The organism is Corynebacterium ammoniagenes DSM 20306 (assembly GCF_001941425.1).
GTDB classification, from domain to species: Bacteria; Actinomycetota; Actinomycetes; order Mycobacteriales; family Mycobacteriaceae; genus Corynebacterium; species Corynebacterium ammoniagenes.
In genome coordinates this window covers 1,498,438-1,510,727 of record NZ_CP009244.1, presented here as the reverse complement: position 1 = coordinate 1,510,727, position 12,290 = coordinate 1,498,438, and the positions used below count along the sequence as shown (strand labels likewise).

11 protein-coding genes are annotated in these 12,290 nt (G+C 55.5%); 8 read left to right on the top strand and 3 right to left on the bottom strand.

The window, feature by feature from the left end; genetic code table 11:
• The gene (gene mptB, locus CAMM_RS06935) at window positions 1-1,728 is read right to left on the bottom strand and encodes a polyprenol phosphomannose-dependent alpha 1,6 mannosyltransferase MptB (protein WP_003845887.1); all 1,728 of its coding nucleotides are present in this window, start codon (window positions 1,726-1,728) and stop codon (window positions 1-3) included.
• A gap of 229 nt (window positions 1,729-1,957) precedes the next feature.
• Here mptB and CAMM_RS06930 point away from each other — a divergent pair, with 229 nt between their 5' ends.
• From CAMM_RS06930 to CAMM_RS06895, 8 genes are all read left to right on the top strand, one after another.
• Window positions 1,958-2,674 carry a helix-turn-helix transcriptional regulator gene (locus CAMM_RS06930; RefSeq protein WP_003845885.1) on the top strand — a complete coding sequence of 239 codons (717 nt, stop codon included), beginning with the start codon at window positions 1,958-1,960 and terminating at the stop codon, window positions 2,672-2,674.
• Window positions 2,671-4,116, top strand: coding sequence for a Fe-S cluster assembly protein SufB (sufB, locus tag CAMM_RS06925; protein ID WP_003845883.1), 1,446 nt, complete (start codon window positions 2,671-2,673; stop codon window positions 4,114-4,116). Before CAMM_RS06930 ends, sufB begins: the two co-directional genes overlap by 4 nt.
• A 5-nt stretch (window positions 4,117-4,121) precedes the next feature.
• The gene (gene sufD / locus CAMM_RS06920; protein ID WP_003845882.1) at window positions 4,122-5,306 is read left to right on the top strand and encodes a Fe-S cluster assembly protein SufD; all 1,185 of its coding nucleotides are present in this window, start codon (window positions 4,122-4,124) and stop codon (window positions 5,304-5,306) included.
• A gap of 61 nt (window positions 5,307-5,367) precedes the next feature.
• Window positions 5,368-6,123: a Fe-S cluster assembly ATPase SufC gene (gene sufC, locus CAMM_RS06915; protein ID WP_003845881.1), complete on the top strand. Its 756-nt coding sequence runs from the start codon at window positions 5,368-5,370 to the stop codon at window positions 6,121-6,123.
• Window positions 6,124-6,131: 8 nt separating this feature from the next.
• Window positions 6,132-7,382, top strand: a complete 1,251-nt coding sequence (locus CAMM_RS06910) for a cysteine desulfurase (RefSeq protein WP_003845880.1) — start codon at window positions 6,132-6,134, stop codon at window positions 7,380-7,382.
• The gene (gene sufU, locus CAMM_RS06905) at window positions 7,382-7,831 is read left to right on the top strand and encodes a Fe-S cluster assembly sulfur transfer protein SufU (RefSeq protein ID WP_003845879.1); all 450 of its coding nucleotides are present in this window, start codon (window positions 7,382-7,384) and stop codon (window positions 7,829-7,831) included. Before CAMM_RS06910 ends, sufU begins: the two co-directional genes overlap by 1 nt.
• Window positions 7,832-8,248 (top strand): metal-sulfur cluster assembly factor, encoded by a 417-nt coding sequence (locus tag CAMM_RS06900; RefSeq protein WP_003845877.1) that lies wholly within the window; start codon window positions 7,832-7,834, stop codon window positions 8,246-8,248.
• Window positions 8,249-8,360: 112 nt separating this feature from the next.
• On the top strand, window positions 8,361-9,992 hold the full coding sequence (locus CAMM_RS06895) for an ABC-F family ATP-binding cassette domain-containing protein (protein WP_003845875.1): 1,632 nt from the start codon (window positions 8,361-8,363) through the stop codon (window positions 9,990-9,992).
• 29 nt (window positions 9,993-10,021) lie between these two features.
• Here CAMM_RS06895 and CAMM_RS12875 read toward each other — a convergent pair whose 3' ends face one another.
• Both CAMM_RS12875 and CAMM_RS06885 read right to left on the bottom strand, forming a co-directional pair.
• Window positions 10,022-10,312 carry a hypothetical protein gene (locus CAMM_RS12875; RefSeq protein WP_147581052.1) on the bottom strand — a complete coding sequence of 97 codons (291 nt, stop codon included), beginning with the start codon at window positions 10,310-10,312 and terminating at the stop codon, window positions 10,022-10,024.
• 766 nt (window positions 10,313-11,078) lie between these two features.
• Window positions 11,079-11,804: a hypothetical protein gene (locus CAMM_RS06885; RefSeq protein WP_040354584.1), complete on the bottom strand. Its 726-nt coding sequence runs from the start codon at window positions 11,802-11,804 to the stop codon at window positions 11,079-11,081.
• Window positions 11,805-12,290 lie beyond the last annotated feature (486 nt).

The following is a 12,290-nucleotide window of genomic DNA, read 5'->3' as shown; positions in this document are numbered from 1 at the left end:
CTAGTTTAGGACACGACGCCTAAAAAGCCGTAACGCGACCCACCCGATGGTGACCAAGACCGCTAAGCCCACTGCGGCAGAGAGGTAAATCTGCAGAATGGTTCCCGGTGGTAACCCCAATCCGCGCGGCAGTACGACAAAGCTCATCACGGCCGAGTAGATCATGACCGCGTAGCGGAAAAAGAGGCGATTGGCCCACGCGGCCAGCGGGAAAATAGCCCACAGGATATACCAGGGGTGCACCACTGGAAACAGGATAACCAGGACCAAGGTGGATACGCCGAGCCCGCCTACTGGGTGCATGACCCCGCGGTAGGTAGCAAAGATCATGCGCACCATAAAAGCTGCGGCCGCCAATACTCCGACGGCGCGGGTGACGGTCAAGATAGCTTCGGTGTGATCACCTAGCCCCAACATCATTCCTATGAATCCGGAGGTCACGCCAATATCTGTGGAGATCGATAGCCAGGAGCGAATCGTGGCCGCACCACCCTGACCGGTAATCCATCCGAGCCCAATGCCGGAAAGAACTGTAAACGCCGCGATGGTAAAGGCCAGCACGGCGACAAAGGTTCCGGCCGCGGTGGAAATGGCCAGCCAGTGTTTCCACTGCAAGCGTTGGGTAAACAGTCGTGCCAGGGCCATGCCGACAAAACCCAAGCCAATAAAGCCGGTGACCTTGACCATGCCCGCGGCAGAGATGAGCACACTACCGCCGAAGATCAGCAGCCAGGCTGGCCACGCCGTGGACATCGACAAGCGAAAGCTGGCATGCAGCTTATCGATGCCCCGTAGCGCAACCTCCATGCCCACCAAAGCAAAGCCGAGCATGATGGATTCATTATGTATGCCGCCGATCAGGTGCAAGATAGTCAGCGGATTCAATATGCCTAGCCACAGCGCTGATGCGGGCTGCACCCGGCAGCGTTGCGCAAGCTTCGCGATGGCCCACCCGGCGGCAATAACGCCGAGGATGGAAGCCAGTCGGTGCAAAATCACCGCGGCCACGATGGAGTCATTGGTGATGAGGCTAAATAATGCGGCAATGCCTAGGGCAACCGGACCATATGGCGATGGGGAATTAGCCCAGATGAATGGCACTGAGCGCGCAAGGTCATCATCCGCGCCGAGTAGCTGCACCGGGCCTGCGGCATAAGGGTCCATGCCCTGGACCACGATCGAGCCATTGGCGATATAGGAATAAATATCCTGAGTAAATAGCGGGGCGGTGGCAATAATCGGCACGGTCCAGCTGAAAAATGTCACCCACACTTGAGACCGTGACAATGTGTGCTGCACGGCTTGGCGGCGTGGGAACAGAGGTGTGCCCGCCATGGGGGCGAGCAGCAACCAGGCGATGACGAGCAAACCAACGCCGATAAAAACCATCGCGCTGGAAGAGACCAACATGCGCCCCATGAGTTGTCCGAAAGGCAATTCGCCAAAGGGATTGCCGACCACGGGCAAGGCGCCTGCACCGAGGCCCCCGAGACCGATAAGTAGTGAACCAAGGGTGCCAAGCCATCGCAAGATAAAAAGCTTGTGGGTATCAGACTGAGTCTGTGGCTGCGTCTGCGACGGGGTATCGGTAGAGGACTCGCTGACATCAAACTTCGCGTGGTCATCTCCGTGCAATTGTGCGGAACGAGACCCGGCGGTGCCGAAGCGAGGCATCTCCTCGCGGATCCCTTTCCACATGCCGCCGAGGCGACCCAGTCTTATCCTCATGGCTTATTACTTTAATGCCCACCTTGTCGGGGGTGTGCAGCCACGGTGTTTAAGACATTCTTTCAGGCGTCCAAAAGGCCTATTTTTCTGGGAAGGTGCTGGGAGACGGGCTATTAAGGAAACAGAATTCCGTAATATCGACACGCCGTTGACCTGCGTCGGTAGCAATTGGGAATGAATTAGGGAACACTAGTGTTGTCTAAAGAGAGAGCAAAAGGAGGTGGGCGCAATGGCTGCAGAAACGCAGTTACAGACCGAGACTCGGTCAACTGAAGGCGATACGCGCCGCCAAGTCATGCTTTTGTTGCTCAAAGAAGGTCCGATCACAGCGTCCAATTTGGGCACACAGCTTGGTCTTTCAGCTGCCGGCGTTCGTCGGCATTTAGACATCCTGGTGGAAGATGGCTTGACCGAAGTAGTCAATCGCCGCCCGCAGCCCAAAAATGGGCAGTCCGCGGGACGGGGTAGACCGGCTAAGCACTTTCGCCTCACGGACAAAGGTCGATCCCAGTTCGGCCACACCTATGACGAACTTGCTTCAGAAGCACTCGACACGCTGCGTGAAGTCGGTGGCTCTGAGGCTGTCAAGAAATTCGCCATTCTGCGCATGGAACGGCTCCTCGCCGATATTGAACCCCTAGTGGGGGAGAATGAATCGGTCGTGGACACAGCACGTAAACTTGCAGCTGCACTGGACGATAATGGGTATGCAGCCACTATTCACGAAGCTGGGCACGGGGTGCAGGTTTGTCAGCACCACTGCCCAGTAGCGAGAGTGGCCGAGCAGCACCCAGAATTGTGTGAGGCGGAACAGGAAGTCTTTTCCGCCCTGTTAGGCACTCACGTACAGCCCTTGGCCTCTATTGCAGATGGTCACGGAATCTGTACAACGAATATCCCCTTGACACCAATTACTAATAATTCAGACGAAAGGAGCAGGGCATGACCCAGGCACAACCGGCGCCAGGTACTGAAAAGAAGATGACCGATGACGAGATCATTGAGTCAATTGGTGCGTACGAATTCGGCTGGCACGACTCTGACGCAGCGGGTGCAGCAGCACGCCGTGGCATTAACGAGGACGTAGTCCGCGACATTTCTGCCCAGAAGAACGAGTCCGAGTGGATGCTGGAACAGCGTCTCAAGGCATTGCGCATGTTCGACAAGAAGCCAATGCCAAAGTGGGGTGCAGATCTTTCCGGCATCGACTTCGACAACATTAAGTACTACGTCAAGTCCACCGAAAAGCAGGCTCAGACCTGGGAGGATCTCCCAGATGACATCAAGGAAACCTACGACAAGTTGGGTATTCCTGAGGCTGAGAAGCAGCGTCTGGTTGCAGGTGTAGCCGCTCAGTACGAGTCTGAGGTTGTCTACCACCAGATTCGTGAGGACCTTGAAGAGCAGGGCGTTATCTTCCTTGATACCGATACCGCACTCAAGGAGCACCCAGAGCTGTTCAAGGAGTACTTCGGTACCGTCATCCCTGCTGGTGACAACAAATTCTCCGCGCTGAACTCCGCTGTCTGGTCCGGTGGCTCTTTCATCTACGTTCCACCAGGAGTCCACGTCGACATTCCTCTGCAGGCCTACTTCCGTATTAACACGGAAAACATGGGTCAGTTTGAGCGCACCCTGATCATCGTTGATGAGGACGCTTACGTGCACTACGTAGAGGGCTGTACCGCACCTATTTACAAGTCTGACTCCCTGCACTCCGCAGTAGTTGAGATCATTGTGAAGAAGGGCGGCCGCTGCCGCTACACCACCATTCAGAACTGGTCCAACAACGTCTACAACTTGGTCACCAAGCGCACCAAGGTAGAAGAGGGCGGCACCATGGAATGGGTCGATGGCAACATCGGCTCCAAGGTCACCATGAAGTACCCAGCTGTTTGGATGATGGGTCCTCACGCTAAGGGCGAAGTACTGTCCGTAGCATTCGCTGGCGAAGGCCAGTTCCAGGACACCGGTGCCAAGATGAAGCACCTGGCTCCACACACCTCCTCCAACATTGTTTCGAAGTCTGTTGCCCGCGGTGGTGGCCGTGCTGCCTACCGTGGCCTGATTGAGGTGCACCCGAACGCGCACCACTCGTACTCCAACGTTGAGTGTGACGCGCTGTTGGTCGATAGCATCTCGCGTTCGGATACATATCCGTACAACGATATCCGCAACGACTACGTCACCTTGGGCCACGAAGCAACCGTTTCGCAGGTCTCCGAGGAGCAATTGTTCTACCTGATGTCTCGCGGCATCCAGGAAGAAGAAGCGATGGCGATGATTGTCCGTGGCTTCGTCGAGCCGATTGCGAAGGAACTCCCAATGGAGTACGCACTTGAGCTCAACCGTCTGATCGAACTGCAAATGGAAGGATCTGTAGGCTAAACAAGATGCTGAATTCTAACGAATTTTCTGGTGCAGCCGTAGTCGAAGGCTCCGGCTACCAGACCAAGGGTGACCTGCCTACGTCCTTCGACGTTGAGGCATTCGAGGTTCCAGGCGGCCGTGATGAAGAGTGGCGCTTTGTTTCGCTGCGTAAGATTCGCGGTCTCCACAATGGTTCCTTCGCGGACAACCTCAAGGTTGTTCCACAAGACATCAATGTGACCGCCCCAGAGGGCGTCACCGTTGAGACTGTTGATGGCAGTAACGAGCGCTTGCGCGCAGCTGGTGCACCATCCGATCGCGTTGCAGCTCAGGCATGGACTTCTATGCCCGAAGCAACTCTGATCACCATTGATCCAGAAACCCGCTCGGATGAGCCCGTGCATGTCACCATCTCGGGTGCCGGCGAGGACAATGTGTCCTTCGGTGCTACCACCTTTGATGTTGGCCACCACGCTGAGATCACCCTGGTTGTGAAGTACGAAGGTTCCGGCACTCACGCCGACAACCTTGGCTTCATCATCGGCGACGGTGCACACGTCACCGTCATCGTCGACGCGGACTGGAACAACGACACGGTTCACCTGTCCAACCAGTCCATCCTGATGGGACGTGACTCAGTGCTTCGCCACAACTCCGCCATCTTCGGTGGCGAGGTTGTACGTCTGTTCCCACGCGTGAAGTACTCCGCTCCGGGCGGCGACGCAGAGCTGCTGGGTGTCTACTTCGCAGATGCTGGTCAGTACTTCGAAAACCGCATGCTCGTGGACCACTCGGTTCCAAACTGCCGCTCCAATGTTCTATACAAGGGCGCGTTGCAGGGCACCAAGGAAAACGAAGCTCGTACCTGCTGGGTTGGTGACGTTCTGATTCGTTCTAATGCACCAGGCACTGATACCTACGAGACCAACAACAACCTCATTTTGTCGGATGGCGCACGCGCTGACTCGATTCCTAACCTGGAAATCGAGACCGGTGAAATTGCAGGTGCTGGTCACGCTGCGACCGTTGGCCGCTTTGACGACCTAGAGCTGTTCTACCTCATGTCCCGCGGTATCCCCGCTGATGAGGCACGTCGTCTGATCATTCGCGGTTTCTTCAATGAAGTTATTCACCGCATCCCAGTTAAGTCCTTGAGCGAAGAGCTCGAGCGCCGTGTTTCGGATGAACTGGAAAAGATCAACGCGTAACTACACGCACCGCACGTATACATCGCAAGAATCAGCCTAATCAGACAGAAAGAGCACTAGATTGTCTACTCTAGAAATTAAGAACCTCCATGCCCAGGTCCTTCCGAGCGAGGAAGGCTCAGAGCCAAAAGCAATTCTCAAGGGCGTTAACCTGACCGTTAACTCCGGTGAGACCCATGCAATCATGGGCCCTAACGGCTCCGGCAAGTCCACCTTGTCCTACGTTATCGCTGGCCACCCTCGCTACGAGGTCACCGAGGGCGAAGTATTGCTCGACGGCGAAAACATCCTCGACCTCGAGGTTGATGAGCGCGCTCGCGCAGGTCTTTTCCTCGCAATGCAGTACCCAACTGAGGTTGCTGGCGTGAAGATGAGCCAGTTCATGCGTTCAGCTGTTACCGCTGTTCGCGGCGAAGCACCGAAGCTGCGTGAGTGGAACAACGAGCTTAAGGAAGCTCGTGAGCGTCTGCACATTGACAAGTCCTTCATCTCCCGCTCCGTTAACGAAGGTTTCTCCGGCGGCGAGAAGAAGCGTCACGAGGTAATGCAGCTTGACCTCATCAAGCCAAAGTTCGCTGTCATGGACGAGACCGACTCCGGTCTTGACGTTGACGCGCTGCGCATTGTTTCCGATGGAATCAACTCCTACCAGGAGGAAACCAACGGTGGCATCATCATGATTACCCACTACCAGCGCATCCTCAACTACATTGTCCCTGACTACGTACACGTTTTCTCTGACGGCCAAATCATCAAGACCGGCGGCGCAGAGCTTGCACGCGATCTTGAGAAGACCGGTTACGAGCAGTTCCAGTAAAGAAGATAATGTCCACACCAGCAATTGATATTGAATCTATCCGCAGCCAGTTCCCTGTGCTCAGCAGAACGGTTCGAGGCGATAAACCTTTGGTCTATCTCGACTCGGGCGCTACATCCCAGCGCCCGCTGCCGGTGTGGAAGGCCGAAGAAAACTTCGTGCTAAATACGTTCGCGCCCGTTCACCGTGGTGCCTACCAACTGGCAGAAGAAGCAACTGACGCCTACGAAGAAGCACGTGATGCAATCGCCGAGTTCGTTGGCGCTGATGGGCACGAAATTGCGTTTACTAAAAACGCAACCGAAGCCCTCAATGAAGTCGCCTTCGTCCTGGGTGATTCACGTGCCGGTGACCTCCAAGTCACCGCTGATGACACCATTGTCATCACGGAATTGGAGCACCACGCTAACTTGGTGCCGTGGCAAGAACTAGCTGAGCGTACGGGTGCCACTTTGAAGTGGTACAAAGCCACCGAAGACGGCGGTGTTGATCTTGATTCACTCGAGCTCGATGACTCCGTCAAGGTTGTCGCTTTTACTCACCAGTCCAATGTGACCGGTGCAGTAGTCGATGTCGCTGAGATGGTTCGCCGTGCCAAGGCCGTCGGAGCACTGACCGTCTTAGACGCTTGCCAGTCTGTGCCGCACATGCCGGTGGACTTCCATGAGCTCGACGTTGATTTTGCAGCGTTCTCTGGTCACAAGATGTGTGGTCCTTCTGGTGTCGGCGTGCTGTACGGCAAGGCTGAACACTTGGATAATCTTCCGCCGTTTCTTACCGGTGGTTCGATGATCGAAGTGGTCACCATGGAAAAGACGACGTTTGCGGCACCGCCACAGCGCTTTGAAGCAGGCACCCAGATGACCAGCCAGGTCGTTGGCCTTGGTGCAGCGGTGAAATTTTTGTCAGAAATTGGCATGGAGAATATCCACGCTCATGAGCAGGATCTCACTGCCTATGGCTTGGAGAAGCTTTCTGCGATCGAAGGCCTTCGTATCGTCGGCCCAACATCGCCAGAAAACCGTGGCGCAGCCATCTCCTTCCAGGTCGAGGGAATTCACCCGCATGACTTGGGCCAGGTTCTAGATGATCACGGTGTGTGCATCCGCGTGGGTCACCACTGTGCTTGGCCGGTGCACCGGACCATGGGCGTGCAGTCCACGGCTCGTGCCAGCTTTTATCTGTACAACACTCGCGACGAAATCGATGCCTTGGCTGACGCTATCGTTGCGGCGAAGAAATTCTTTGGGGTGAACTAATGCTTGACTCGATGTACCAAGAGGTCATCTTGGATCACTACAAAAACCCTCAGCACAAGGGTCTACGCGAACCGTTTCAGGCGGAAGTTCACCACGTTAACCCATCGTGCGGCGACGAGCTGACGCTTCGCGTTCAGCTATCCGATGACGGGAAGACCGTTAAGGACGTATCCTACGATGCGGTTGGTTGCTCGATTTCGCAGGCTTCGACTTCCGTCATGGCCGAGGAAATCATTGGTAAGTCTTTAGAAGAAGCCAACTTCAAACTCGCAGAGTTTGAAAAGATGATTACTTCTCGTGGCAAGGAAGAAGGCGACGAAGACATCATCGGTGATGGCGTAGCTTTTTCCGGTGTTTCTCAATATCCGGCTCGCGTAAAATGTGCACTACTAGGCTGGAAAGCCTTCCAAGCTGCGTCGGTAGACGCACTCGACGAATTGGAGTCATAAATGACTAACGCAAATCCAACTCCCGATCCTTACCAGAACCAAAACTCTTCCTTCGACGGTGCGCGCGAGCGTCCCGAGCAGACTGAAGAGCAGATCGCCAAGATCTACGACGTCGCAGAGTACATGCGCGACGTTATTGACCCAGAGCTGGGCATCAATGTTGTTGACCTTGGCTTGGTCTATGACATGTGGTTCGAAGAGCTCGAGGGCAAGAACACTGTTGTTATCAACATGACCTTGACCTCTCCAGCGTGCCCGCTGACTGATGTCATCGCGGAGCAGATCGAAGACGCCATCATTGGCAACAAGCAGGCTGAGGCCGTTGATCTCAACTGGGTTTGGATGCCACCATGGGGTCCAAACATGATTACCGAAGAAGGCCGCGAGCAGCTCCAGGCTCTAGGTTTCTCGGTCTAATCACCGCTTTTTAATATTCGCCCCAGCGCATCAAGTCTTGCGCTGGGGCGAATATTTTTTCGATCAGGTACTGGATTAGGAACTGCGCAAATCACCGTTACAATGGATCGATGTGATTGTTACCCAAGATTTAGAAGTGCGCGTAGGCGCCCGAACGCTACTTGAGGCACCAGGTCAGCAACTACGTGTGCAACCTGGCGACCGCATTGGCCTGATTGGCCGCAACGGCGCGGGCAAGACTACGTCCATGCGCATTCTAGCGGGGGAGACCGAGCCCTACGGCGGCAAAGTCACGTCTTCAGGTCCAATCGGTTACCTGCCGCAGGACTCGCGCGAGGGCAATATTGAACAGACCGCGCGTGAGCGCGTGCTATCTGCTCGAGGCTTGGATGAAATCAAGCGTTCTATGGCGAAGGCACAGCACGTCATGGAAACTGAGTCCAATGAAAATAAGCGCGATAAAGCGATTATGAAATACTCTCGCTTGGAAGAGCGCTACCAAACACTCGGTGGCTACGAAGCTGATGCCGAGTGTGCCCAGATCTGTGACAACCTGGGTCTTCCAGTTCGCGTGCTGGATCAAAAGCTCGGAACGCTCTCAGGCGGTCAGCGCCGACGCGTGGAATTGGCGCAAATTCTATTCGCAGCAACTTCTGGTTCTGGCAAATCTGAGACCACATTGCTTCTCGATGAGCCCACGAACCACTTGGACGCGGATTCCATTACCTGGTTGCGCGGATTTTTATCCAACCACGAAGGCGGCCTCGTCGTGATTTCGCACGACGTGGAACTGCTGGATGCCGTGTGCAATAAGGTGTGGTTCCTCGACGCTGTTCGCGCCGAAGCCGATGTCTACAATATGGGCTATAAGAAGTACCTTGATGCCCGTGCCACCGATGAGGCACGCCGTCGCCGTGAGCGCGCCAATGCGGAAAAGAAGGCCTCAGCATTGCACAAGCAGGCCGCTAAGTTGGGTGCGAAGGCTACGAAGGCTGCGGCCGCCAAGCAGATGCTGGCGCGCGCTGACCGGATGATGAATCAGCTTGATGAAGTCCGCGTCTCCGACAAGGTTGCCCACATCAAGTTCCCTGAGCCGGCGCCCTGTGGCAAGACACCGATGTTCGCTAAGGGCCTGACCAAGATGTACGGCTCGCTGGAAGTATTCGCCGGCGTAGATCTTGCCATCGATAAGGGCTCTCGCGTGGTCGTGTTGGGCACAAACGGTGCGGGTAAGACCACCTTGCTCAAGCTGTTGGCCGGAGTTGAACGCACCGATGGCGAAGGCGGAATTGTCTCTGGACATGGTTTGCGCATTGGCTACTTCGCGCAGGAGCACGACAACATCAACCCGGATAAAACCGTGTGGGAAAATACCATCGAAGCCTGCCCAGATGCCGGTCAGCAAGACCTGCGTGGTTTGCTCGGTGCCTTCATGTTCTCCGGTGACAAGCTGGAACAGCCCGCCGGAACCTTATCCGGTGGTGAAAAGACCCGCTTGTCCCTAGCATCCTTGGTTTCTTCGCGCGCGAATGTGCTGCTTCTCGATGAGCCCACCAACAACCTAGACCCGCAGTCCCGCGAGCAAGTCCTAGATGCGCTCAAGACCTACACCGGTGCCGTTGTCTTGGTTACTCACGACCCCGGTGCCGTCAAAGCACTCGAACCAGAACGCGTTATCATCATGCCTGATGGCGACGAAGACCTCTGGTCGGACGAATATATGGAGATCGTGGAGCTGGCCTAGGGGTAATCAGTAAACCCCCAGGCCGTACTCTAACAATCCAAACTCGGCCTGTGCAGAATCCCCCAAAAATCCCCATGCTGATCCAATCCCGCAACCGCACCGGAAATAGCAGCACGCGCCACCTCATCTGAATCCGGCCACAAATGTGTATACGTCCCCAACGTCGTAGACGCAGGAGAATGTCCCAATGCCGCCTGCACACCAGCCACCGGCACCGAATGTTTCGAAGAGCCAGTCTTCAACGGAACACGATTTTTACCATTGACATCAATCTGCTTCTTCACATGAACCGCGCGGCGCAGAAAACCAACATTCCCCATAGCCAGCCCGTACACCTCAGGTATTCGCGACCCTGTGCCAACCGCTTGGCGTCGCTTGTCCGCAATAGGGGGCTTTGACCCGGCAGTGCACCCCTTCTTGCCACCCACCTTTATTGCGAATATGCATCGAGTAGACCGGGCCGCCGTCTTCGAGCAGTTTAATAACACCAGAAAATTGGCTTGCGGTTGGAAGCTCGGAGGGCGCACCGCCGCAGCCTTGCCAATGGTCCGGGGCATTTTTACTACATTACGAGTCACGATATCTGACTCGATTACGTAGTCTATTGTCGATGAGAGCCTGACGACGTACTTGCGGGCAGAAGACTCCGCGATGCCAGCATCCTCTTTGGATTTCCAGGAGCGCCCGTTAGGCAGTTGTGCGTGTTAATAATCAACATCGGCATGGGTGAGTGCCCGGGCGGGGATCTTGGCGCTGGGGCTTAGTTCTCGGTTGGTGTCGTTATCGGAGCGGAGTCTACCTTCTCGTAGTTGCCTTTGCGGATTGCTTGTTGTTGGGCGTCTTCGCGGGCTTTGGCGTTGCGGCGGGTGGTCAACCTTTTTGAGCGGGGGTTCCTGCGGGGTGTCGCCAACTGGAGACCCACGAGATTTTGCCTGACTTGTTGACCTTCTCCTGTGGTAGGTAGTCCTGTCTGATCATTAGTTCTAGTTGGATCCTAGGCCCTCATCCTTCGTACTTGCCGGCCAGGCTGAGGGCGCCTTTATTCATTTTTCTAGTTCGATAGTTCTCGCTCCGAACTGAATGCTTTTAGTTGAGGGTGGCGCGGCAATACTCTTCGGTATTACCTGCGTCTAAACAGTTGTGCCAGTCGATTTGTCCTTGCACCCATGGGGACGGGGTTTGCTCGACTGGCCCGAGCTCACAGTCAGAGTAAGGGCGTACGCTACCATCGGTGAACTGTGCATAGCCGTCCTCCCAGCAGGAGTTAAACACAGCATCCTCGGAGGCATCCGGATACGGACTGTTTGGAGTGGTGTAGCCCTCTTCTTCCATCTTGGTATTTATCTCGGCTTCGACATCAGCGAAAGCTTTCTCCATCTCGACCAGGAGGGCGTCGGAGAATTGCGCTGCTATTTTGCTGACTTCATCCCATGTGACTAGCTCGGAGCAGGTGCCGGATTCGACGGGCGAGCCTTCGGCTTTGGTGAGGGTGCCGCCGTTGCAGAACACGTAGTATTTTCCGGAGGGGTCGGCTACGTCTTGGGCGAGGAACGTTCCTACGGTGTCCGAGGTGGCGTTTATGGGGGTTAGACGTGGGTCGCCCGGGTAGTAGTCGCCGGTGGTTGCTGCGGGTTCGACTGTCGGGGTTGGTTCTGCGCTGGTTGTTGGTGCGGCGCTCGTGCTTGTAGTGGAGCTGGTAGAGGTCGCAGATGCGGTCGTGCTGGTCGAGATTTTAGGAGCAGGCTCGGAGTCTGGTGCGCCGCATGCCGTGAGCAGGAGTGCGGCCGCAACGATAGGGAATATGCGTTTCATGATGCGATTTTGCTTTCGTGTAGGGATAGCCAAGTTTAAGGACTTTGGCTGTTGCGCCAAGTTCGGAGGCCAGGCGCGCAGGGTGTGGTCCTTACTTGGTTTCGGTTAGGGTGTATTCGACAGAGGAGATCGATAGGCGTGCAGCGGACCTATCAGCACGTATTTCCATCGGGCCATAATGCCCTGTGGGTTGCCGTAGCGCGCGTGCCCTACTTGTGGACAAGGCTGCACTGGGTGGCCGTGTCTGTGTCATGCCAAGACGCAGGGTGATGGTGTCTCGGTCCGGCTGCCATGCCGCTTTAGGTCCTCCTTGTTTGATGAGTCTGCTGCGTGCGGAACGTCGTAGTCGAATTCTCGCACTGTCCCAACATTTATGTCAGATTGGTCGGACATCTGCGGGTGCGCAGGGGCATAAAATTCCTCAGAAATTCCCTAAAAGCTTCAAAAGCCCCGGCAATATCGACATTGGAGAAAATAGAGGAAGCC

Bases quoted from the DNA above. Each gene is read 5' to 3' on its own strand.
- mptB (WP_003845887.1), bottom strand. From the start codon at position 1,728: ATGAGGATAAGACTGGGTCGCCTCGGCGGCATGTGGAAAGGGATCCGC.
- CAMM_RS06930 (WP_003845885.1), top strand. From the start codon at position 1,958: ATGGCTGCAGAAACGCAGTTACAGACCGAGACTCGGTCAACTGAAGGC.
- sufB (WP_003845883.1), top strand. From the start codon at position 2,671: ATGACCCAGGCACAACCGGCGCCAGGTACTGAAAAGAAGATGACCGAT.
- sufD (WP_003845882.1), top strand. From the start codon at position 4,122: ATGCTGAATTCTAACGAATTTTCTGGTGCAGCCGTAGTCGAAGGCTCC.
- CAMM_RS06910 (WP_003845880.1), top strand. From the start codon at position 6,132: ATGTCCACACCAGCAATTGATATTGAATCTATCCGCAGCCAGTTCCCT.
- sufU (WP_003845879.1), top strand. From the start codon at position 7,382: ATGCTTGACTCGATGTACCAAGAGGTCATCTTGGATCACTACAAAAAC.
- CAMM_RS06900 (WP_003845877.1), top strand. From the start codon at position 7,832: ATGACTAACGCAAATCCAACTCCCGATCCTTACCAGAACCAAAACTCT.
- CAMM_RS12875 (WP_147581052.1), bottom strand. From the start codon at position 10,312: ATGGGGAATGTTGGTTTTCTGCGCCGCGCGGTTCATGTGAAGAAGCAG.
- CAMM_RS06885 (WP_040354584.1), bottom strand. From the start codon at position 11,804: ATGAAACGCATATTCCCTATCGTTGCGGCCGCACTCCTGCTCACGGCA.